Consider the following 21,234-nt stretch of genomic DNA (forward strand, 5'->3'; position numbering starts at 1 on the left):
AGGTAGAAGAAGGGTGGGGCCAGGTTAGGGGCCGACAGGAGTTGGAGCGGGAGCGGGCGCGGCTAGTATCCCCGTTCGAGCACGTCGTCGACCCAGGAGAGCGCCGCGGCGGTGGACGGGAAGCCGATGGTGCTGGTAAGGACGAGCACCGCGTGACGGATCTCGTCGGGAGTGGCACCGGCCTCCAGGGCGCGAATAGTATGGCTGTGTGCGGAGCCATGGGACATGATGGCGGCCGAGGCGGCGAGCTGGATCAGGTGCAGGGTCTTCTTGTCCAGTGGGCCGGCGGCCTGCGCGGCGTCACGCAACGCCTCCACGGCGGCAATGACTCCCTGGTGACGTCCTTTCAAAGTCTGGTAGTGTTCGTGCGGTTCCCTGGCCATGGAACCTCCTTTCCCGAGGGTAGCTCTCAATGTGGTCATGAGGAAAATAGTGACGGTCGTGCGGTACTAACCCTCCAAAGTCTATCCGTTTTGGAACATTCGGCAAACCGGCAGGCGGTTGCCACCGTGGTGGCGCTTCCGGATGCGGCGCCCGCCCCGCATGCCCCGCCGAAGCCCCGGCATATCATTAACCGTAACAAATTGTAAAATGGCCAGCCGGTGGTAAGTTTCCCTTATTCAACGCGGCAGCTATCAAAGCAGAGAATACCGGAGATGGGGGTTCTCCCGGCAGAGCCTTTCGAGGCTTCCTCCCGGCGAGGCGAAAGCGATGACGATCTCGTCCGCCATCTCCATCATGAGGCGGTTGCGATGGAAGCAGGAATCCTCGCAGGCATGGGTCACGCTTTCCGCGTACCGTGTCACGATCAGCAGGCGCCCCTCTTCGAGCCGCTTCTCCATCCAGGGTTCCAACTGCCTCATGATGCCCCGGGCCAGCGCCAGGATGATCGGCTGGCTCCCCGGGACCAGGTGAATGAGCACGTCCTTTTCGATCCGCGAGTGAAAGCCGGAGATGACACAGCTCCCCCGCTCCCGCTGGGCGATGGCCCAGAGCCGGGACTTCTCGGCCGCCTCGGCCGGACAGTTGCGGGAACAAAGGAAGGCGACCTTGTGACCGGAGAGAAGTTCCCGGTTTCCCAAGGTATGTAGGGGTGGCGGATTCTTCATACCCACTCCCGATTTGCGGTTGATAGACGATACCAATTTTTGACCGGGTGACAATTACCGCCCCCTCCCGTCTGGGTCCGGGGCGTACCCGCGCAAGGAGAAAGCGATGGGACAGAGCGCGATACGGTTGAAGTACGTCGAGTCGGATACCTTTTCCCCAGGCGGCGGGATCACCGGGGTGAACAACACCATCGTCGCCGCCAAGGTGGAAAACCTGGCTTTTGCCAAGGATGTCGCCCTTCACTACCAGCAGCAGGACGGCACCTGGAGCGAAGCCCCCCTCAGCTGGCAGAAAAACTTCAACGACTACGACGACTTCATCCTCAACGACGACCAGTTCTACATCAGTCGTTTCGCCCTCCGCTACTCGGTGGACGGGGAGACCTTCTGGGACAACAACGGCGGGGCCGACTACCGGATCGACGAGATCCACCCGAACACCGTTGGTGGGAACGTGGTCCTCAACCTGGCCACCGCGCACCGCGGGACCGAGGCGGGGGGCGGCTTCGTCTTCACCACCTCCTGGGTGGACGGGGAAATCTACCTGAACAACCTCTCTTTCAACAAGAAGGTCGGCATCCGGCTGACGGCCGACGATTGGGGCACCTTCGAGGACACCTTCGCCGGCTTCGCGGGAATCGTCCCGGTCGCCGAAGGGGTCTCCGAGGTGGAGGTCTGGAAATTCAAGACTCCCGAGCTGAACCTCGACGAGAGTACCCCGGACTTCAAGTTCGCCATCTTCTACGTCGACCTGGACAGCGGAGAGACCTTCTGGGACAACAACTTCGGAAGGAATTACACACTGAGCAAGGCGGATCTGAGCTCGGACCAGTAGACTTTTTCTCTCCTCGCCCCTTAAGAACCTGCCCTCACCCGGCCTTCGGCCACCCTCTCCCCCAAGGGGGGCGAGGGTATAAATGTAGCGGCCTCCGCCTCAGTCATTGACGGAGGAACCGGTATCATGACGGGAGTCGAACTATGAGCGCGTCGCTGCTTCCCCTCACCAGTCTGGGGGCCATCGAGAACAACGGGACGGTCACCTTCGGGGTCTGGCTCCCCTGGGTTTCGGACGCCGACGGCAACTCGGTCTCGGTAAAGATCATCCACGAGGAGGACCAGTTCCTCCAGGCGATCCCACCCTCGGAATTCCCGATGGCCCATAGCGTCCGCCAGCCGTACGGGGACTTCTGGTCGGTCACCGTCCCGATCGCCGGGACCACCCCTCCCTCCCCGGGCTCCGCCTGGGGGACTCCGGGACGCTACGTCTACCGCTACCAGGTGACCAATCCCAACGTGGGGGTGCTCGACTGGGTGATCGATCCCTGCGCCCGCGAGTTCGGGGTCGGCAAGCTCTCGGCCTTCACCCTCGGCTACCAGCCCTACCAGTGGAGCGCCGGTGAATCGTCCTGGAAGCCCCCCCCCCTTTCCGACCTCATCATCTACGAGGTGGACATCGCCGAACTCGGGGGGGACCTGGAGCGGACCCGGGAGCTACTTGCCTACCTGGCGGACCTCGGGGTGAACGCCCTCGAGGTGATGCCCCTTTCCAACGTCGCCGCCTCGGTCGATTGGGGCTATCTCCCCATCGGCTACTTCGGCGTCGACGAGCGCTTCGGCAAGCGCTCCGATTTCCAGCAGTTCGTCGATGCCGCCCACCAGCACGGCCTGGCCGTCATCGTCGACGCGGTCTACGGCCACACCGGGGTCGATTTCCCCTACTACGATCTCTACACCCGTCTCCAGTACCACGAAAACCCGTTCATGGGCCCCTTCGCCAAGGACTACTTCAGCAACTTCGGCAAGAGCACCGACTACACCCGCCAGCTCACCCGCGACTACTTCTACACCGTCAACCACCACTGGCTCGAGGTCTACCACGTCGACGGGTTCCGTTACGACTGTGTTCCCAACTTCTGGGACGGCCCGCTCGGCGTCGGTTACGCCGCCCTGGTCTACGACACCTACCAGCTCACCAAGGGACAACTGGCGGCCGCCACTCCGTACTGGGGGCGCTTCGACGCCGGTGGCGGCGCCCCTGTCAACCTCATCCAATGCGCGGAGCAGCTGGAGGGGCCGGAGGAGGTACTCACCTCCAGCTATTCCAACTGCACCTGGCAAAACCGCACCTACGACGCGGCCAAGTCGGTCGCGCGCGGCGACCGGGGAAGGCTCTACGACTGGGGACTCACGCTGGGACTCTTCGGCTATCCGGAACAGGAGAACAGCAACGGCGACCTCATTCCCAAGAGCGCCCTCCAGTACATCGAGAACCACGACCACGAACGCTTCATCTGCAACTTCGGGGTCTACAACCCCGACGAGGCGGGGAATTACCTCTTTCAGGAGGGTGACCGGAGCCGCTGGTTCATGGTGCAGCCGTTCCTGATCGCCACCGTCATGAGCAAAGGGATCCCCATGCTTTGGCAGGGCGAGGAATTCTGCGAGAACTACTACCTCCCCGACCTCGGCTCCGGCCGCGTCGGCATCTTGCGCCCGATGCGCTGGGACTTCTTCTACGACACGGCAGGCAAGTCGCTGACCTGGCTGGTGAGACGGCTCCTCAAGATCCGCCGCCAACGTCAGCAGGTCCGTTCCGGACAATACTTCTTCTTTAACAGCTGGGATCGCTACCAGTCGAAGGGGGTGCTCCTCTTCGCGCGCTACCAGGGAGCGCAGTACACGCTGGTCGCCATCAACACCGGCGATTGGGACCAGACGGTCCCCTTCTGGTTCCCGGTGGGGGGCAACTACCAGGAGGAGCTCCACGGCCAGGCCAACCTGCAGGGGATCGTCCCCTACCAGGAGGTCGAGCTGACCATCCCGTCACACTACGGAAGGATCTGGACGGCCGGGCCCCTGGGTGCCACTACCGGTCGGCCGGCCGCGTGGTTTAAGAGTGCCCGCCGTACGAACGGCCCGCGCAGCAACGGAGGCCCACGATGACATTTCGGGTCGGAGACAAGGGAGTCCTCGTCAGGGGGCGGTTTCCGAGAATCGTGTACCTGGAGGACGAGCTGTTCGATTGGGTGAACGCCCCCTACCGTTTCCTCGGGGAATTGAAGGAGGAAGGGGTGGAGGGGGATCTCTTCACCTTCGTGCAGCAGGGGGTCGATGAGCGTTCGCCGAAGTTCGACTTCTACCACGAGTGGGAAAGCCTGGCGGTGCTCCCGATCACCTCCTTCGACGCGTGGTGGACCCGGCAGATCCGCACCCACGAACGAAACCGGATCAGGAAGGCGGAGAAAAGCGGCATCGAGGTGCGCCCGATCGAGTTCGACGACGAGACGGTGAAGGCCATCAAGCTCATCTACGACGAGTCCCCCGTCCGCCAGGGGAAACCGTTCTGGCACTACCAGAAGAGCCTGGAGACCTTGAAGAAGGAGAACGGCACCTTCCTCGAGCGGAGCCAATTCCTGGGCGCCTTCTACCGCGGCGAGATGATCGGCTTCGTAAAGCTCGTGCACGACGAGGGGGTATCGAGCCTGATGCAGATCATCTCGATGATCGGGCATCGCGACAAGGCACCGACCAACGCCCTTCTGGCCAAGACCATCGAACTCTGCGCAAGCAAAGGGATCCCCTACCTCCGCTACAGCACCTGGAGCCGGAGGGGGCTGGGGGACTTCAAACGTAACCACGCCTTCCAGCAGATCGAGGTGCCGCGCTACTTCGTCCCGCTCAACCTGCGAGGCCGGCTCGCCCTGCGGCTGAAGCTGCACCGCCCCATCGCGGAGCTTCTCCCTGAGAAACTGGTGGACGCCGCGGTCCTGGCCCGGAACCGGCTGAACGCGAGGATACTCCGGAGGAAGCAGGGACTTCCCCCCGGCGCGGCATTCGATGAGGAGCGGACGGACTGAGATAGACGTTTCGATAGCGGCCAAAACGGATGGCGGAGACGGCGAAGCCGACCACGGAGGGAGGTAGCGAATGATTCGATTGCCATCAAAGAAGATCCCGTGGGCCAGGCAATACGGAAGGAGGGAGCGGTGATGCGCAATGCGGTAATGGCTTTGGTGGCCGCAATCGGCTTGTTTCCCTCACCGGCCGGGGCCTGGAACGACCTGACCCACATGGCGGTGATGGAGGCGGCCGGGCTGGGAGATTGTTCGTATCTCGCGGTGGGCCCCGACATGGCCAAGGAGAAGGCGGGAGGGCACGAGGATGGCAACCACTACCGGGACAATCCCAAGGGGACCGTGGTGACCGCCGACCTGGTGCTCGACCAGGTCCGGGACTACAACTGCCGCTGCAACGGGGAGGGGCATCTCTACGGTGCGATCGTCGCCGCCCTGCACGACTACCGGGAAGCGCGCGAGCAGGGAAAGTACGCCCGCTACCCGCTGGGCTACGCCTCCCACTACATCGCCGACCTCTCGATGCCGCTCCACAATACCGCCTACGATGAATTCAACCGGGCGCATCACGCTGAAAATGACGGGGTGGTGGAAAGAGGCTTGACCGGGTCGACCAGGGAAAAGGTGGATCGCATTGCCGCCGGGATCAGGGAGCGGATGCAAAGGCTGGCGCCGTACCGCCTCCCGCCGGCCCGCGAAGGGATGGCCCGCTTCGACAAGGAGCTGGCAAAAAGGATCGCCAAGCTCGCCAATCGCTCGATGGCGCTCGGGTACCGAATGGAGGATAGGGCACAGGCGGTGATGACCGGCGAGGAGGCGTACGGGCAACTGGCGGAGAGTGCCCTTCTACTCAAGGAGGCCTACCGGGCGCTGGAATGAAGAGGTAGCCGGCCTTCGGCCACCCTCTCCCCTGAAGGGGCGAGGGTGTATTCTGGCGCGCTACCGCTTGGGAACCGGGTTTTGATAGCCGGCGCAGGACCCCATCAGCTTTTCGTGAATCATGTCCAGCATCTCGCGCTCGTCGTAGATCCCCGCCGAGGCCTTCAGGTTCAGCGCCAAGGGGAGAAGGCCCAGGAGGAGATTGCGGACGTTGCCGCACCCTTCCCCGCCGCCGAGCACCTCCACCACCTTCTTGTTGAGCCCCTTGCCGATGACGAAACCGATCAGCCCCTCCAGCCGGCGGGAAACGTTGCAACAGTCGGTGGTCGGGCTGCGGCGGAACTCGGCGGCGGTGGAGACGATCTCCAGGCTCTCCGCGTTCACCACCACCGTCACCTCCACATCGTGGAACCGGTCCTTCATGAGGGCCGTCAGCCTGGCGGTGCCGTCCTCCTGCTTCAACAGCCGATAGGTGATATCGCGCTGGAAATCTTCCATGGTGTTCAGTTGCATCGAAACATCCTTCCTGCCTTGATTTTCCGCACTATCCGGCCGCGGAGGCTCCCCTACTTCACTTTGATCTCGATCTCCTGCACCGGCTCTTTGAGCTCGAAGGCGGCATCCTGGAAACGGGGAGGCCCCATCCGGCCGCGGGCGCCCCGCGAGGCTCCCACCGGTTCCACCGGCCATCCGAAGATGCTCCGGTCCATCTCGCCGTTGCCGTTGAGGTCCTGGTAGGCGGCTACCGCGTAGACTCCCCTGGGGAGGGTGCCGATGGTCACCTCGGCGACCTGGCCACTGACCCGGACCCGCTTGCGGGCCACGGTAGTCCTGGCGTCGGTCGGAAAGCCGGCGGCATCCTTCCAGACCATGACCTCAACCTGTCCGGCACTATCCTTCAGCCCGACAATCCTGACCTTGAGGGTTTCAGCATGCGCGGCGGGAACAGCCATCATGAGGAACAGCAGACAGCACGGCAGGAACTTTACAGGGGATGACATCAACGATCCAAGACCTCCCGGATCTTCTTGAGCAGGACCAGCGGAGCGACCGGCTTCATGAGGAGCTCGATCCCCTCCTCCTGCAAGCCGCGGTTCTCGAGGAAATCGGAAGTGTAACCGGAGGTGTAGAGGATCTTGACCTCGGGATGGAGCGCATGGATCTCCTGGTAGGCGTCCGCGCCGTTCCTGTTGGGCATGATGAGGTCCATCAGCACGAGGTCGACCTCGTCCCGGTGCTCCTCGAACTTGCGGACGCACTCCTCGCCGTCCACCGCGATGAGCACCCGGTACCCGAACCGCGTCAGGACCTCCGCCACCATCTTGCGCACCGGCTCTTCGTCCTCGGCAATCAGGATGGTCTCCGACCCGTGCGGCGATACCTGGTCACCCGCTTCCTCGGCGGCCATTTCTCCGGAGCTCTCGACCAGCGGCAGGAAGATCTGGAACGTCGCGCCACTGCCTGGATGGCTCTGGACGTCGATGAACCCCTTGTGCTGGTGGATGATGCCGTAGACGATGGCCATTCCGAGACCGGTTCCTTTTCCGGGGCTCTTGGTGGTGAAGAAGGGCTCGAAGATCCGGGAGCGGACGCTGTGGTCCATGCCGCAGCCGTCGTCCTTGAAGGTCAGCACGGCGTAGCTCCCCGCCTCCCCGTTGCCATGGGCGTGTACGAACTCCTGGTCGAACCGCTGCAGCTCGGTTGTCAGGGTCAGCTTCCCCCCCCTGGGCATCGCGTCCCGGGCGTTGGTGGTGAGGTTGACCATGATCTGCTCGATCTGCCCCCAATCGACCATGACCGGCAGCGGCCCCTCCGACAGGACCGACTGGAAGACGATATCCTCCCCGATGATGCGCATGAGCAGCTGCTGCATGTGCCGGACGATCTCGTTGAGGTCGGCGGGCTTGGGGAGCATGACCTGCTTGCGGCTGAAGGAGAGGAGACTGCGGGTAAGCTGCCCGGCCCGCTCCGCCGCCGAGACGATCTGCTGGATCCGCTCCGTCTGGGAGCCGTTGAGGGTGTTGTCCATGAGGAGGATGTTGCTCAGCCCCGAGATCACCATGAGGATGTTGTTGAAGTCGTGGGCGATCCCCCCTGCCAGTTCCCCGAGGGCCTCCATCTTCTGGGACTGGCGGAGTTGCTCCTCGAGGTCCCTCCGCTCGGTGACGTCGTGCATGATGACGAGGATGCAGGGCTCCTTGCCGTCCATGAAGCGGACCGCGGTCGACTCCACCGCCCGCTCCTCGCCGCCGGAACGCACCACCTTCAGCTCCATGATGGGGACGCTTCCCCCCTCCATGGCGGTGGAGACCCTCGACTCGACGAGAGTCGTGAATGCGGGATGGATGAAGTCGAGCGGGGAGCGTCCGATGAGGTCATCGACGCTGGGAACCCCGAAGAGACGGGCGGTGGCATCGTTGGCGATGGCGATCGTCCCGTGCCGGTTCACGAAGACCGCCACCTGCAACGACTTAACGAGGCTGCGGTAGCGCTCCTCGCTCTCCCTCAGGGCCACCTCGTCTCGTTTCTGCTCGCTCACGTCCCGAGCCGTCATCACCGAGCCGACGATGGTCCCGGCGGCGTCCCTGATCGGGGCGAAACTCACGCTCGCCACCCAGCGCTCCCCGGTATCCTTGCGGCGCACCCCATACTCCACGTTGGTGCAGCTCTCGCCGCGCAAGGCCCGCGAAACCGCCCACTGCTCGACCGGGGCCGGCTCGCCGTTGGGGAGGTAGGCCTCCAGCAGGTCGGGGTAATCGCCCAGTTTACGGCTGCACTCCTCTTTGCTTGAGAACTTGTGGAAGGTCGCGAAGGCGTCGTTGAACTCGAGGAACTGCCCCTTGTCGTCGGTAATCAGGATGGCGTCGCTCATGCTGGCCAAGGCTGCCTCGAGCTTGGCGGCACTGGCGGCCAGGGCGGCCTCCATCGCCTTGCGCTCGGTGATGTCGATGAGGGTGACGACCAAACCGTCGACCCCGCCGTCCTGGGTCCGGAAGGGGAAAACCCTGGTGAGGAAGCAGCGCCCTCCCTCCAGGGATGTCAGCTCCTGCTCGGCCAGCTCCTCTCCGTTCAGGACCCGCTCGGCGTCCTGGGAAAAGGCGGGCCAGTCGATCCTGCCGGCAAAGTGCCGCAGCGGCCGGCCGTTGTCGGACGGGATCAGGTTGAAGAGGGTGGCGGCCGCCGGGGTGAACCCCTTGAGGTTCAGGTCGCGGTCGAGAAAGACGGTGGCGATCTCCGAACTGGCCAGCAGGTTCTCCATCTGGCTGGTGGCCCGGTTCAGTTCCTCCACCTTGCGCTGCAACTCGTCGTTGACGTTTTCGAGCTCTTCGTTGAGGGACTGCAGTTCCTCCTTGGAGGTCTCCAGCTCCTCGTTGGCCGACTGGAGTTCCTCGTTGGCCGAGTGGAATTCCTCGTTCATCGACATGAGTTCTTCGCTGGTGGAGAGGAACTCCTCGTTGGAGCTGTCGAGCTGCTCGCTGGTGGCCTGCAACTGCTCGTGGGTGATCCGGAGCTGCTCCTCGAGCTGGCGCACCAGCATGGCCCAGCGCTCCTCCCCCTCGGAAGGGGCAGGGATGGAGACCGGGGCGAGATTGCCACCGCCGTGGCGGACCGGCTCGAAGATGACCAAGAGGAGTTTTCCCTGGCCGGGGAGGGAATCCAGCGGCTTCACCACCACGTTGACCAGCGCGAGGTCCGGGCTATCCTCGACCGGCAGGCTGTTGAAGACGACTTCCGTCTGCTCCGTCAACGCCTTGTAAATCGCGGCGCGCAGGGCGGGCCTCAGTTCCGGGCGCGCCATTTTCAGGATGTCGTGGGTCGGCTCGCCGATGGGGAGTTCGAGAAAGTTCGCAATCCGGGAGAAGGTGTGCACCACCTCGTACCGCTCGTTCACCACCACGCTGGCCGGCGCGTAACTCTCCAGGAGTACCTTCTGGGCCAGGGTGGCGGGAGTGGGATCCTCGGGATGAGGCTGACGGAAACGCTCCTTGGGGGGGAACCAGAGCGGGTTCGGCAGCGGGATGGAGACGTCCAGCCGGTTCCCGATCTCGCGCCGGGAGAAGATCTTCCACTTCTTGTCCGCTGCCGAGAAGAGGTCGCAGTCGGCCCCGACGCTCTCGGCCACCCCGAGGAAGAGGTAGCCGTTGGGGACCAGTACCCGGTGGAAGAGGGAGATCAGCCGTTTCTTCAGGTCGGGGTCGACATAGATCAGGAAGTTGCGGCAGACCAGGAGGTCGATCCGCGAGAAGGGAGGATCCTTGATGAGGCTGTGGTGGGCGAAGACGATCATGTCCCGCAAAAGCTTGTGAACGCGCCATCCGTCTTCGGTCGGGGTGAAGTAGGCGGAGAGCCTCTCGTCGCTGATTCCCCGGCAGAGCTGTTCGCGGTAGATCCCCGTTCGGGCATGGTCGATGGCGGCCGCATCGATGTCGGTCGCGAAGATCTGGACGTTCGCGCTCAGGCGGTGCTCGGTGAGGAACTCCCGGACCAGGATGGCCATGGAGTAGGCCTCTTCCCCGGTGCCGCAGCAGGCGTGCCAGATGCGGACCGGCCGGGCGGGGTCCCGGTCCAGGAACAGCTGCGGCAGGACCTGCTCGCGGATCGCCTGGAAGGCCGCGGGATCACGGAAGAAACTGGTGACGCCGATCAGGATGTCCTGGGAGAGGGCCTCGGCCTCGGTGGGGTTCTCGCGCAGAAGGTCGATGTACTGCGCGACCACCTCGACGTCGTTGACCGTCATCCTCCGGTGCAGGCGGCGCAGGATGGTGGTTTCCTTGTAGGAGCTGAAATCGTGGCCGGTCGCAGACTGGACCAGTCCGAAGATGGTCTTCAGCTCGTGAGCAGCGGGGGGGGAAGCCGGCATGCCTAGGCGGGGGGTAAGGCGAATGTCGCCTCCCGCGTCGTCCAGGTCGTCCAGGTCGGATGGGGTCATGAGCTCAACCTCAGCATCAGGGGATGAAGAATCTGTACGGACCGGCAGGACGTCGACGCCGCACCCTGATGCCAGGGCCGGGCGCTAATAAGTACGGATGGTGTATACCACACATTAAAGGAAAAAAATACCCTTTCCAGGAAAAAATCTCGCCCAAAATAGTCGAAATTCCCTACCTGAAAATCAGGAGTCGCGAGACGGTCAAGGGGGGTGAGAAGAGTCGCCGGAAAAGCCAGGGCAGAGGGGATGGCAAGGTGGTAGAAAGGTTGCGGAAACGACGGGGGAAGCGGGAAAGGGCCGGGAAGATTCACCCGGGGGAGGCGCCCCAGCGATCGAGCTCCTGGAGGACCAGCTCGACCAAGGGCTCCACCTGCGCCTGGACGGCGGGGGTGAGCTCCATCGACATCTCGATGCTCCCGGGCTTCACCCCCAGGAGCACCATCTCGTCGGCCGTGTGCCCCATGAGGGAGGCGACGGTCAGGAGGTCCTTGAGTCCCATCTGGTGGGGAGAGACCTTGGTCTGCAGGGCGAGCGGGATGTCCTCGCCGGTCAGCCGCACCAGGGTCCCGGGCTCCCCGTCGCACTCCACCGCGTCCACCACCAGGAGCTTGGAGATCCCCTCGAGTTGGGGGAGGAGATCGAGACCGAGGGTGCCGCCATCGAGGACGGTCACCCACTCCGGAAAGCGGTGCCGCCCGGCGAGGAGCTGCACCACCCTCACCCCCACGCCGTCGTCGGCCATGACCAGGTTGCCGATTCCCAATACCAGTACGCTCATGCCGTCTCCCCAAACAGTAGGGTGGGCAGCCCCCTGCCCACCAGTCTCGGGGTCAGACCCGCGTGGGCACGGCGTGCCCACCCCACGGCTCCCCTTTCAGGCGAAGTGGGGAGGGCATCCGAAGACACCCTCCCCTTTCCCTCCTATCCAACACAATCCGGAGTAGCTGCCGGCGCTGCCGGCCGGTCGGTCTCCGGACCCGACCTAGATGACTCCTGAAATCGATATCCCCTCTCCAATTAGAGGGGCGGAAGCCATATCCCCTCGCCCTCCGGGAGAGGGGCAGGGGTGAGGGAGGTCTACCCTCACCCGGCCTTAGGCCACCCTCGCCTTCCGGGAGAGGGATTGATACCGGCTTAGCTCTCCCCTTCCTTGTGGCCGATCTGGTAGCCGCTGAAGATGGAGGAGATCACCCCGCCGTGCTCCTTGGCGTCCATCAGCCAGGCGCTGTAGATGTGGTTGATCGAGAAGGCGCAGAAGAACCACATGATGAGGTGATGGGCGAGCCGCAGCTGCTGGTTGCGGAAGATGGAGAACTCCCAGCCGAACAGCTTGTACAAGAGCCCCCCGGGAGCGTGCTCGCTGTAGAGGGCGAAGCCGGTCAGGATCATTATCACGTACAGGAGGAAGACCAGCCCGTACATGCTCCCGGCCAGCGGGTTGTGCCCCACCAGGGGAGGGATGCTGTGCTTGGTGAAGGTGTAGTAGCGGAAGGTGTCCATCACCCCCTTGCGCCCCTCCTTGGTGTAGAGGGGGAAGAAGACCCTCCAGGAGGCGTACTTGTTGCCGACGAAGGCCCAGTAGAAGCGGGCGGCCACGCTGACCGTGAAGCAGTAGGCGGCCACGAAATGGACGAAGCGGACCCAACCCATCACGTAATCGCTGGTGGTCAGGCCGAGGGACCTCGGGCTTCCGATGTAGATGCCGGTCACCGAGAGGAGCACGATGGCCACCGCGTTCACCCAGTGGCTCGCCCGGACCGGCACTTCCCAGACGTACCTTGCAATCCTGTCTACCATGGCTCGCCTCCTAGAGCACCTTTACCCGCACCATTTCGTTGCCGCCGGGGTCGAGCACGTGGACCGCGCAGGCCAGGCAGGGATCGAAGGAGTGGATGGTCCTCAGTATCTCCAAGGGCTTGCTCGGATCGGCCAGCGGGGTCCCGACCAGCGCCGCCTCGTAGGGGCCGCGCAGCCCCTTGGCGTCGCGGGGTGAGGCGTTCCAGGTGGAGGGGACCACCGCCTGGTAGTTCTCGATGGCGCCGTTCTTAATCTTCACCCAGTGGCCGAGCGAGCCGCGCGGCGCCTCGTGCCAGCCGTAGCCGGCGGCCTCGGCGGGCCAGGAGGAGGGATCCCAGCGCTCCCCGTTGTGGATCCGGAGGTCCCCCTTGCCGATGTTGTCGATCAACTGGTCGAGCCACTTCGGGGTCTGGCGGGCGATGAGGAGGCAGTCGATGCCGCGGGCGGCGGTGCGCCCGAGCGTCGAGAAGAGGGCCTCGGGCCCCACGCCGAGCTTCTTAAGTACCGCGTTCACGGTCTCCTGGGTCCCCTTGTCACCGGAGGCATAGGCGATCAGCACCCGGGCCAAGGGCCCCACCTCCATCGGCTGGTCCTCGTAGCGCGGCGCCTTCACCCACGAGTACTTCCCGTTCACGTCGAGGTTCTTGTAGGGGGGCTCGGGGCCGTTGTAGCGGAACTCGGTCTCCCCGTCGTAGGGGTGGAGCCCCTTCCCCTGCTTCCCGGGATACTCGTACCAGGAGTGGTCGACGTACTCGGTGACTTTCTCCTGGCTGACCGGGAGCACCTTGGAGATGTTCTTGTTTAGGATGACTCCGGGGGGGATCCACTGCTTGCCGCTCAGGGGATCCGGGAACTCGCCGTAGGAGAGGAAGTTCCCCACGCCCCCCCCGATGGAGGCCCAGTCCTTGTAGAAGGAGGCGACCGCCAGAAGGTCCGGGATGTAGACCTTCTCCACGAACTCCTGCGCCTTGGCCAAAAGCCTCTTGATGGTCTCCAGCTTGTCGGCGTTCAAGGCGTTCTGGGAGTCGGGGCCGATGGGGATCGACATCCCCCCCACCAGGAAGGTCTGGGGGTGCGGGTTCTTGGAGCCCAGGATGGCGTGGATCTTGATGACGTCCTTTTGCCACTCGAGGGCCTCCAGGTAGTGGGCGGTGGCCATCAGGTTGGCCTCGGGGGGGAGCTGATAGGCGGGGTGCCCCCAGTAGGCGTTGGCGAAGGGACCGAGCCTCCCCTTGGCGACGAAGGCCTTGATCTTGTCCTGGACACCCTTGAAGTAGGTGGCGGAGTTCAGGGGCCAGTCGGAGAGCGAGGCGGCGAGCGCCGCGGTCTTGACCGGATCGGCCTTGAGCCCCGAGGTGATGTCCACCCAGTCGAGGGCGTGCAGGTGGTAGAAGTGGATCACGTGGTCCTGCACGTTCTGGATGCCGATGATGATGTTGCGGATCAGCTCCGCGTTGGGGGGGACCTTGAGTTTCAGGGCGTTCTCGACCGCACGGATGGAGGCGATCGAGTGGACCGTGGTGCAGACGCCGCAGAAGCGCTGGGTGTAGTACCACGCCTCGCGCGGGTCGCGCCCCTTGAGGATGGTCTCGATGCCGCGGAACATGGTGGAGCTTGACCAGGCGTCGGTCACCTTGCCGCCGGAGACTTCGGCCTCGATCCTCAAGTGCCCCTCGATCCTGGTGATGGGGTCGACCACGATCTTCGTCATTGACTATCCTCCTTCTTATCCTTGTCTTTGCCGCGGAACGAGGAAACCACCGCGTGGGCGGCGAAGGCGGCCGCGGTCCCCGCTGCCACTCCGATGCCGATGGTGTTGGCGGTATGCTCGATGTCGAAGCCCGGGACCTTCGGGAGCCGGTTGTACATCGGCATCATGGTGTCCCAGAACTGGGGCTGGGAACAGCCGACGCAGCCGTGGCCGGAGCCGACCGGCCAGGAGGTCTTCTCGTTGAAGCGCTGGGTCGGGCAGTTGTGGTAGCTCTCCGGCCCCTTGCACCCCATCTTGTAAAGGCAATGCCCCTGCACGTGGGCCTCGTCCCCCCACCTTTCCACGTACTGGCCGGCGTCGAAGTGCGGGCGGCGCTCGCAGTTGTCGTGGATCCTTTTCCCGTAGGCGAACATCGGGCGGCCGTAGTTGTCGGTGGCGGGGAGTTTGTTGAAGACCAGGTAGTGGACGACGATGGCGGTGAGGTTGTCGGCGTTGACGGGGCAGCCGGGGAGGTTGATGACGGTGGCGCTGGGGACGGCCTCTTTGACACCGACCGCGCCGGTCGGGTTGGGCTTGGCGGCGGGGAGCCCGCCGTAGCTTGCGCAGGTGCCGACCGCGATGGTGGCGAGCGCGTTGCCGCAGACCTCGCGGGCGCTCTGGAGGGCGCTCTTGCCGGCCACGCAGCAGTAGACGCCGTTGTCCTTCAGGGGGATCGATCCCTCCACGATGGCGATGTACTTCCCTTTCTCCTCCCTGACCACCTTGGCGAGCGCCTCCTCGGCCTGGAACCCGGCCGCGGCCATCACCGTCTCATGGTAGTCCACCGAGAGGATGTCGAGGATCAGTTCGGCCACCGTCGGGTTGGCCGCCCGCAGGAGGGCCTCGGTGTCGCCCGCGCAGTCCTGGAATTCCATCCAGACCAGGGTCGGCCGCTTGGCCCCCTCCAGCGCCTCGGCGACCTTGGGAACGAAACTGGCCGGCAGTGCCAAGGCGGCGGTCACGCCGGTGCAGAACTTGAGGAAGTCCCTGCGGGAGACCCCCTTTTGCTTCAGGAGCCGGGGAAAATCGAACTCCTCTCTCTGGTCCTTCGCCATCACGCCCTCCTTTCGCAGCTTTGCCTTCGCCAGGAACCGATCGGGCCACGGGGAGCAGCCCCTAACCACCTTAAAGATAACATCGTTCTATATGACGATATTTTCTTTGTCAAGGCCTAATAACAGAAAATCCAGCCAGGTGGCGATCGGCTTGCGCTGCCGGACCCTCTCGGCGGCTTCGGGCAGGCATTCGATTCTAAAACGCCATCACCTACAGGATTGATTGCTCCGCCCCCGGATAGCGGTCCGCGGGCCGCCCCCACCCCGCCAGGGTGTAAAAGGAGCCGTGAAAAGTGAGCCGAGAAGGGAATCCACCAGGGAGACGAGCAGGGACAGGAAATACGCAGTAAACGCAAGGAGGAGGGGACCATATCGCCCCCCTTGGGAGAGGGGGGCTGGGGATGTTGCCCGTGAAAGCCGCTAGTTCTCCAGTGCCAACGCCGCCATGAACCACTCCTCCTCGGAGTCGAAGAGGAGCGTCATCACCTCGGGCTTCTTGGCCACGTGGATCACGTACTGTTTCCCGGAAACTATCGAGGGGGTCGAGAGCCTCACATCGAGGCTGCTGGCGGAGAGGTGCTGCTTGAAGGCCCCGGCCAGGATGTTGGCCATCTCACCCAGGGCGTCCTCCACGTCCTCCTCACTCGGGTTGGCCACGTCCAAAAGCTGCGAAGTGAGCCGGGTGGCCAGCGCGATGGGAACGTGCAGGCTGACCAGGCCGTTGTAGTGCCCCGCGAGCCCTACCAGCGCGCTTATGCAGTCGCTGAAGTTACTGGCCGGATCCACCGATATCGGCAGGTGCAGCAGGTGATCCATGCCGAGCAGTTCGGCGAACACCTTCCTCACGTCCTTGATCAGCGACCTCTCCATGGTCGTTTCGGTGGTCTGCAACCGTTTAAGTAGAGCGCTGGAAAATGCCATCTTTCTCTCCCTCCTTCGGCGCAGGTGCCGATTCAGCGTGCAGCCACCGCTTCCTTGAACGCCTCGAATTCCAACTCCAAAAGGCTCACCAGTTCCCGCGCTCCCGCGAGCGACCCGAGGATGGCAATGGACTCCATCGCCGTGGTGACCGCCTCCATCCGGTGGGCTGCCAGGGAAGCCGCGGTCCCCTTCAGCGTGTGCGCGATGGCGAGAAAATTGTCTACGTCCCCCTCCGCCACCGCTTCCTTGAGGCTCGCCAGGTGATTGGCACCGCTCACCAGGAATACCTCCACGATCTGGTCGACCGGGATCGCGTCGCCCAGCCGGTCCTCCAGTTCTTCCCGCGAAAAAACCTCTACGCCGTCACCGGAAATCGTTCTGTATTTCATTTGGCACCCCCTGAAGTACTCTGCGCGCTGCGTTGGACTCTGCGCTTTCGATGGCGGCAGCCCCATGTCCCGCGATGGGACAAATAGGGCGGTCTGCAACGTTTCTGCCCTTATACCTTTCAGGATGGATGCCAACGGAGCATTAGGCGTGATTTCAGGAGGTTAGCCTGGAGGGAGGGAAACCCGGCTGTCCCGTAGCGGGACAGCGCGGGCGTGGGTGGGACAGACGGGGTCAATCAGCGGGTAGTGGCCACCGGGAGTTCGAGAAACTCCCCCTTTTCCATCGCCAGCCACGTGTGACGGTCGTCGAGCGGCTCGGAGCAGACCAGGGAGGAGGTCGGGGAGAAGGCTTTGTAGAGCGAGTAGTAGTCGGGCTCCTTGGTGAAGTCCCGGTAGGCGTAGAGGGTAGTGCCGTCGCTGAAGAGGCAGTTCAGGGCGGAATAGCGAAGCCCCTCTTTGATCCTGGCGACGCTGTGCAGGAAGGCGGGTCCCAGGCCGGACTCGCGAAAGCTCATGATGTGGTAGAAGAAGACCTCGGTATCGAGGGCGTCGTCGCCGAGCCCGGGGAGGGTAATCTCGGGAAGCAGGGGCTGGTACTCGTACACGGTCCCGTTGTGGGCGAAGACCACGTTGTCGTGGTGGAACGGGTGGGCGTGGCGGGTGGAGGAACTGTCCTTCCAGGCCGACTTCCTGAGATGCAGGATCAACACCGGCGTCCGGCCGAGCCGCTTCAACGGCTCCACGACCCGCTCCCTCTCCTTGAGAAGGCTCTCGCCGCTCTTGTCCACCACGAGTTTGCCGTCCTCATAGTAGGCCATCCCCCACCCGTCCTCGTGCCCGGGAGGGTCCTCCGCCATCACCACGCCGCAGCGGGCGAGCTCGCAGAAGTTGTCGACCAGGCGGCCATGAAGTGAATAGTCGAAATTGGTGATGCCCAGGAGTCTGCACATTACAGGAAGTACCTCGCCACGGTTACCGCCACCACGATGCCGATGAAGTCGCCGATCAGGCAGACCGGCACCAGGTAGCGGCTCTTTTTGATGTTCACCGCCCCCAGGTAGACGGCGAGCACGTAGAAGGTCGTCTCGGCGCTTCCCACGATCACCGCGGTCAGTTTGGTGGCCACCGACTCGGGTCCGGTGGTCTTGACGATGTCGGTGAAAAGCGCGGTGGCGGCCGAACCGGAGAGCGGCTTGATGAGCGACATGGAGACCACCTCGATCGGGATGTCGAGGAAAGAGAAGATCTGGTAGAACCAGTTCTTGAGATAATCGAAGGCGCCCGATGCCTGGAATCCTTTGATCGCGATGAAGATCCCCACCAGGTAGGGGAAGATGTTGAGGATGACCTTGGGTCCTTCCTTGGCCCCCGCGATGAAGGAGTCGTAGACCCTGATCTTCTTGAAGGTCCCGTACCAGATGGTGAAGAGGATGAACAGCGGGATGAAGAGCAGGGAGACGTAGTTGACGTACTCGGTCACTTGAGCACCCTCCTGAAGGCGAACAGGACGGCGACCGCCGAGCTCGCGTGGATGATGGTGGCGATCATGACCGGGAGCACGATGGCGGTCGGGTTCTTGGCGTGGAAGCTCGCCAGGATGCCGATCAGCGAGAAGGGGATGAGCTGGACGCTGGCGGTGTTGATCACCGTGAAGATCATCATCTCGAAGGTGATGGTCCCCTTATCGTCGTTGAGGGTGTCGAGCTCCTGCATCGCCTTGATCCCCAGGGGAGTGGCGGCGTTGCCTAAGCCGAAGACGTTGGCGAGCACGTTCAGGGTGATGGCCGAGACCGCGGGATGGTCGTCGGGGATGCCGCGGAAGAGGCGGGAGATGAGCGGCTTGAAGAGATGGGCGATCCGGTAGATGAGCCCGGAGTCTTCGAGGATCCTGGTGATCCCCATCCAGATCGAGACGATCCCCAAGAGAAAGAGCGAAATCTCGACCGCCTGCTTGGCGCCGTCGAAGATCGCCTTGGTGAAGGGCTCGAGGTTGCCGGTAAAGATGGCGAAGATGACGCTGACGGTGATCAGCCCGAGCCAGACGACGTTCATGCATCCCCTCCGGGCCAGGCCATGTTCCGGATGAGGAGCTGCTTCTTGTGGGTGTTCAGCTCGACCTCTGCCCCGACCGGGAGGGTGATCTTGTTGGGGACGTGGCCGATGAACGGGCAGTGGATGACCGGGATGTCCAGCTCCATCTGCGAGGAGAGGATCTGGTACACCTGCGGGCTCCTGATCCCGCGGAAGTCGCCCAGGATGATGGCCCTCACCCCCTTGAGCTTGCCGGTGAGGATCCACTGGGTCAGGTAGCGGTCGACCTGGTGGAGCTTCTCGTCCACGTCCTCCAGGAAGAGGATGGCCCCCTCGAGGTTCACCTCCCAGTTGGTGGCGATGAGCGCGGTGAGGGTGATGAGGTTCCCTCCCTTGAGGATCCCTTCCGCGACGCCGTGCCGGTAGACCTTGATCGGCGCCCCCTTGAGGAGGTTCTTCTCCGGGTAGCGGTTGAGGGCGTTCAGGAAGGATTTCACCGTGAAGGCGGTGGGGGCGTCGAGGTTGATGACCATCGGCGAGTGCAGGGCGACCATCCCCGTCCGCTCGTAGATCGGGTTAAGGAGCGCGGTGAGGTCGCTGAAGCCGGCGAGGATCTTGGGGTGGTTCCTGATCAGCTCGAAGTCGAGGAAGGGAAGCGATTTCATCGCGCTGTAGCCGCCGCGCTGGGCGAGGATGATGTCGGTGCCTGGATCGCGGAAGGCTTCGTGGATCTGCTGGGCCTTCTCGGCGGGGGACGGAAGCCGGGCCGGAAAATCGGGATTGAGCACCTGGTAGCCGAGGGTGGCAAGCTGCTTGATCCCCTTGGCGTGGTCGCTCCTCTTCTTGATGAGGTAGCTCGGCGTGATGATCGAGATGGTGCTCACTGGACCTCCCAAAATTGATCGTTCCGTCCGCTCCGGCGAAATTTGCGGCAAGCCCTCAAATGTTTATCCGAGGGAAGCCGCCGGCGCAACGTCCCCCCCTTGTCAAATGGGGGACAGGGGGGATTTGCAGTTACCTCACCGGCAGCAAAGGCAAATCCCCCTAAAGTCCCCTTTGACTAGGGGACTTTGCACTCCCAGCTCACTGCAGCTGTTTTTTCCTGCTCTTTTCCTTGATCGGCCACCCGGTCTCATAACCGTCAGGGTAAAACCGCTCCTTGGTCCGGTTGAAGTAGCCGTACTGGATCTTTGGGAACTCTTTTTTGATGATCTCCAGCATCCGATACATCCCAATCCCTTTCTTTGAGACCCCCATCCTTTCGTTGTAGAAGGCGGGGTCGATGGAAAGGTTGCGCATCTGCAGCATGTCCACGCCGGTCTGGTCGATGAATTTGAGGAGCGCCTCGACCTCCTGGGGGCTGTCGGTCACCCCGGGAGAGACGAGGTAGTTGATCATGGTGAAGAGCCCCTTTTCCTTGGCCGCCTTCACCGACTCGACGACGCTCGCGAAGGTGTACCCTTTGGGGCGGTAGTAGCGGTTGTAGAACTCCTCCTGCACCGAGTTCATCGAGAAGCGCATGGAGTCCATCCCGGCGTCGCAGAGCATCCGGACACGGTCGGGGAAGGAGCCGTTGGAGTTGAAGTTGACCGTACCGCGGGAGGTGCCGGCTTTGAGCCTTCTGGTCGCCTCCGCGATGGTGTCCGCCTGCATGATCGGATCACCCTCGCACCCCTGGCCATAGGAGACGATCGGCTCCGGCGCCTCGTTCAGGTGGGGGAGCATCAGCTCCACGATCTCCTCCGGCGTGGGGACGAAGGGGATGCGCTCGTGGTTGGAGGGGCAGCAATCGGAGGGCTGGAGGCTGATGCACCCCAGGCAGCGCGAGTTGCAGACCGGGGAGGTCGGGATGGGGGCCTCCCAGCGGCGGAAGAAGAGGTTCTTGGCCGCGAAGCAGTGGTAGTCCACGGCGCAGCGGGAAAGCTGCTCGACGAGGCGGTTCTTCGAGTACTGGGCCACCATCTTGCGGACCAGCGGGTCGAGCAGGCGGTCATCGTAGTTGCGGGGAAGCCAGTTCTCGTTGTCGTCCACCCGGGTGGCCGCCACCACGAAGCAGTCGCGCTCCTCGTCCCAGCCGACCGCCGTGTAGGACCAAAGGGGGAGGTGCACCTTCTTCTTCGAATAGTCGCAGGCGGGGAGCAGGGTCCGCATGTACCCCGGGGCCATGAAGGCGGAGACGGCCTGGACCGGAATGCTCCGCCTCCCCTCGTTCACCCGCGACACCGTGACGAAGCGGCGCTCGCGGCCGTCCCACGCGATGGGGGGCGTGTTGGGGATCGTAAAGAGCCGGCTGTCTTCCGGCAGCGGGATCAGCTCCACGTTCTCCGGCAACACCGCCTCGTCGGCGCTCATCCCCGCCATGTTCAGGTAGGGATGGTCAAAGATATTCCCCTTGCTGTCCGCATACAGGAGCTTGGGAAGTTTTCTACCCTTCATAGTACTTACCGCCTTCCATATATCTCCCCCTCCCCCGGAGGGAGGGGGGCCGGGGGTGGGGGAGCCTCCACCTAGGAAAACCA

General features: G+C 63.5%; 20 protein-coding genes. 4 read left to right on the forward strand and 16 right to left on the reverse strand.

Annotated elements, in window-relative coordinates:
- Positions 1-62 precede the first annotated feature (62 nt).
- Both ACYVL5_RS14340 and ACYVL5_RS14345 read right to left on the reverse strand, forming a co-directional pair.
- Entirely contained in the window at positions 63-383 is a 321-nt protein-coding gene (locus ACYVL5_RS14340; RefSeq protein WP_460596260.1) for a carboxymuconolactone decarboxylase family protein, read from the reverse strand.
- Positions 384-635: 252 nt separating this feature from the next.
- A complete protein-coding gene (locus tag ACYVL5_RS14345) occupies positions 636-1,109 on the reverse strand; it encodes a DNA-processing protein DprA (RefSeq protein ID WP_460596261.1) in 474 nt (157 codons plus the stop codon).
- Positions 1,110-1,215: 106 nt separating this feature from the next.
- Between ACYVL5_RS14345 and ACYVL5_RS14350 the strand changes: the two genes are divergently transcribed.
- The 4 genes from ACYVL5_RS14350 (at position 1,216) to ACYVL5_RS14365 (ending at position 5,842) form a co-directional block, all read left to right on the forward strand.
- Positions 1,216-1,944 carry a hypothetical protein gene (locus ACYVL5_RS14350; protein ID WP_460596262.1) on the forward strand — a complete coding sequence of 243 codons (729 nt, stop codon included), beginning with the start codon at positions 1,216-1,218 and terminating at the stop codon, positions 1,942-1,944.
- 143 nt (positions 1,945-2,087) lie between these two features.
- Positions 2,088-4,052 carry an alpha-amylase family protein gene (locus tag ACYVL5_RS14355; protein WP_460596263.1) on the forward strand — a complete coding sequence of 655 codons (1,965 nt, stop codon included), beginning with the start codon at positions 2,088-2,090 and terminating at the stop codon, positions 4,050-4,052.
- Positions 4,049-4,966, forward strand: coding sequence for a hypothetical protein (locus ACYVL5_RS14360; RefSeq protein ID WP_460596264.1), 918 nt, complete (start codon positions 4,049-4,051; stop codon positions 4,964-4,966). Before ACYVL5_RS14355 ends, ACYVL5_RS14360 begins: the two co-directional genes overlap by 4 nt.
- A 132-nt stretch (positions 4,967-5,098) precedes the next feature.
- Positions 5,099-5,842 carry a phospholipase C/P1 nuclease family protein gene (locus tag ACYVL5_RS14365; protein ID WP_460596265.1) on the forward strand — a complete coding sequence of 248 codons (744 nt, stop codon included), beginning with the start codon at positions 5,099-5,101 and terminating at the stop codon, positions 5,840-5,842.
- Between the two features lie 60 nt (positions 5,843-5,902).
- Here the strand turns inward: ACYVL5_RS14365 and ACYVL5_RS14370 are convergent, their stop codons facing one another.
- From ACYVL5_RS14370 to ACYVL5_RS14435, 14 genes are all read right to left on the reverse strand, one after another.
- Positions 5,903-6,355: a DUF2889 domain-containing protein gene (locus tag ACYVL5_RS14370; protein ID WP_460596266.1), complete on the reverse strand. Its 453-nt coding sequence runs from the start codon at positions 6,353-6,355 to the stop codon at positions 5,903-5,905.
- 53 nt (positions 6,356-6,408) lie between these two features.
- The gene (locus ACYVL5_RS14375) at positions 6,409-6,843 is read right to left on the reverse strand and encodes a DUF2141 domain-containing protein (RefSeq protein ID WP_460596267.1); all 435 of its coding nucleotides are present in this window, start codon (positions 6,841-6,843) and stop codon (positions 6,409-6,411) included.
- A complete protein-coding gene (locus tag ACYVL5_RS14380; protein WP_460596268.1) occupies positions 6,843-10,772 on the reverse strand; it encodes a CheR family methyltransferase in 3,930 nt (1,309 codons plus the stop codon). The genes ACYVL5_RS14375 and ACYVL5_RS14380 overlap by 1 nt, the downstream gene beginning before the upstream one ends.
- Positions 10,773-11,079: 307 nt before the next feature.
- Positions 11,080-11,550, reverse strand: coding sequence for a HyaD/HybD family hydrogenase maturation endopeptidase (locus tag ACYVL5_RS14385; protein ID WP_460596269.1), 471 nt, complete (start codon positions 11,548-11,550; stop codon positions 11,080-11,082).
- Positions 11,551-11,906: 356 nt separating this feature from the next.
- Positions 11,907-12,569, reverse strand: a complete 663-nt coding sequence (gene cybH, locus ACYVL5_RS14390) for a Ni/Fe-hydrogenase, b-type cytochrome subunit (RefSeq protein WP_460596270.1) — start codon at positions 12,567-12,569, stop codon at positions 11,907-11,909.
- Between the two features lie 10 nt (positions 12,570-12,579).
- A complete protein-coding gene (locus ACYVL5_RS14395; RefSeq protein WP_460596271.1) occupies positions 12,580-14,280 on the reverse strand; it encodes a nickel-dependent hydrogenase large subunit in 1,701 nt (566 codons plus the stop codon).
- Positions 14,277-15,374: a hydrogenase small subunit gene (locus tag ACYVL5_RS14400; protein WP_460596272.1), complete on the reverse strand. Its 1,098-nt coding sequence runs from the start codon at positions 15,372-15,374 to the stop codon at positions 14,277-14,279. Before ACYVL5_RS14400 ends, ACYVL5_RS14395 begins: the two co-directional genes overlap by 4 nt.
- Before the next feature lie 420 nt (positions 15,375-15,794).
- Positions 15,795-16,295, reverse strand: coding sequence for a chemotaxis protein CheX (locus ACYVL5_RS14405; protein ID WP_460596273.1), 501 nt, complete (start codon positions 16,293-16,295; stop codon positions 15,795-15,797).
- A 32-nt stretch (positions 16,296-16,327) separates the two neighbouring features.
- A complete protein-coding gene (locus tag ACYVL5_RS14410; protein ID WP_460596274.1) occupies positions 16,328-16,684 on the reverse strand; it encodes an Hpt domain-containing protein in 357 nt (118 codons plus the stop codon).
- A gap of 236 nt (positions 16,685-16,920) precedes the next feature.
- A complete protein-coding gene (locus ACYVL5_RS14415; RefSeq protein ID WP_460596275.1) occupies positions 16,921-17,634 on the reverse strand; it encodes a class II glutamine amidotransferase in 714 nt (237 codons plus the stop codon).
- Positions 17,634-18,164, reverse strand: coding sequence for a spore maturation protein (locus ACYVL5_RS14420; RefSeq protein WP_460596276.1), 531 nt, complete (start codon positions 18,162-18,164; stop codon positions 17,634-17,636). Before ACYVL5_RS14420 ends, ACYVL5_RS14415 begins: the two co-directional genes overlap by 1 nt.
- Positions 18,161-18,736, reverse strand: coding sequence for a nucleoside recognition domain-containing protein (locus ACYVL5_RS14425; protein WP_460596277.1), 576 nt, complete (start codon positions 18,734-18,736; stop codon positions 18,161-18,163). The genes ACYVL5_RS14420 and ACYVL5_RS14425 overlap by 4 nt, the downstream gene beginning before the upstream one ends.
- Entirely contained in the window at positions 18,733-19,599 is an 867-nt protein-coding gene (locus ACYVL5_RS14430) for a S66 peptidase family protein (RefSeq protein ID WP_460596278.1), read from the reverse strand. Before ACYVL5_RS14430 ends, ACYVL5_RS14425 begins: the two co-directional genes overlap by 4 nt.
- A gap of 199 nt (positions 19,600-19,798) precedes the next feature.
- Complete coding sequence (locus ACYVL5_RS14435) at positions 19,799-21,151, reverse strand: radical SAM protein (RefSeq protein ID WP_460596279.1); 1,353 nt, start codon at positions 21,149-21,151, stop codon at positions 19,799-19,801.
- Between the last annotated feature and the right edge of the window lie 83 nt (positions 21,152-21,234).

The sequence above is a fragment of the Geomonas sp. Red276 genome, from assembly GCF_054784495.1.

Bases quoted from the DNA above. Each gene is read 5' to 3' on its own strand.
- ACYVL5_RS14340 (WP_460596260.1), bottom strand. From the start codon at position 383: ATGGCCAGGGAACCGCACGAACACTACCAGACTTTGAAAGGACGTCAC.
- ACYVL5_RS14345 (WP_460596261.1), bottom strand. From the start codon at position 1,109: ATGAAGAATCCGCCACCCCTACATACCTTGGGAAACCGGGAACTTCTC.
- ACYVL5_RS14350 (WP_460596262.1), top strand. From the start codon at position 1,216: ATGGGACAGAGCGCGATACGGTTGAAGTACGTCGAGTCGGATACCTTT.
- ACYVL5_RS14355 (WP_460596263.1), top strand. From the start codon at position 2,088: ATGAGCGCGTCGCTGCTTCCCCTCACCAGTCTGGGGGCCATCGAGAAC.
- ACYVL5_RS14360 (WP_460596264.1), top strand. From the start codon at position 4,049: ATGACATTTCGGGTCGGAGACAAGGGAGTCCTCGTCAGGGGGCGGTTT.
- ACYVL5_RS14365 (WP_460596265.1), top strand. From the start codon at position 5,099: ATGCGCAATGCGGTAATGGCTTTGGTGGCCGCAATCGGCTTGTTTCCC.
- ACYVL5_RS14370 (WP_460596266.1), bottom strand. From the start codon at position 6,355: ATGCAACTGAACACCATGGAAGATTTCCAGCGCGATATCACCTATCGG.
- ACYVL5_RS14375 (WP_460596267.1), bottom strand. From the start codon at position 6,843: ATGTCATCCCCTGTAAAGTTCCTGCCGTGCTGTCTGCTGTTCCTCATG.
- ACYVL5_RS14380 (WP_460596268.1), bottom strand. From the start codon at position 10,772: ATGACCCCATCCGACCTGGACGACCTGGACGACGCGGGAGGCGACATT.
- ACYVL5_RS14385 (WP_460596269.1), bottom strand. From the start codon at position 11,550: ATGAGCGTACTGGTATTGGGAATCGGCAACCTGGTCATGGCCGACGAC.
- cybH (WP_460596270.1), bottom strand. From the start codon at position 12,569: ATGGTAGACAGGATTGCAAGGTACGTCTGGGAAGTGCCGGTCCGGGCG.
- ACYVL5_RS14395 (WP_460596271.1), bottom strand. From the start codon at position 14,280: ATGACGAAGATCGTGGTCGACCCCATCACCAGGATCGAGGGGCACTTG.
- ACYVL5_RS14400 (WP_460596272.1), bottom strand. From the start codon at position 15,374: ATGGCGAAGGACCAGAGAGAGGAGTTCGATTTTCCCCGGCTCCTGAAG.
- ACYVL5_RS14405 (WP_460596273.1), bottom strand. From the start codon at position 16,295: ATGGCATTTTCCAGCGCTCTACTTAAACGGTTGCAGACCACCGAAACG.
- ACYVL5_RS14410 (WP_460596274.1), bottom strand. From the start codon at position 16,684: ATGAAATACAGAACGATTTCCGGTGACGGCGTAGAGGTTTTTTCGCGG.
- ACYVL5_RS14415 (WP_460596275.1), bottom strand. From the start codon at position 17,634: ATGTGCAGACTCCTGGGCATCACCAATTTCGACTATTCACTTCATGGC.
- ACYVL5_RS14425 (WP_460596277.1), bottom strand. From the start codon at position 18,736: ATGAACGTCGTCTGGCTCGGGCTGATCACCGTCAGCGTCATCTTCGCC.
- ACYVL5_RS14435 (WP_460596279.1), bottom strand. From the start codon at position 21,151: ATGAAGGGTAGAAAACTTCCCAAGCTCCTGTATGCGGACAGCAAGGGG.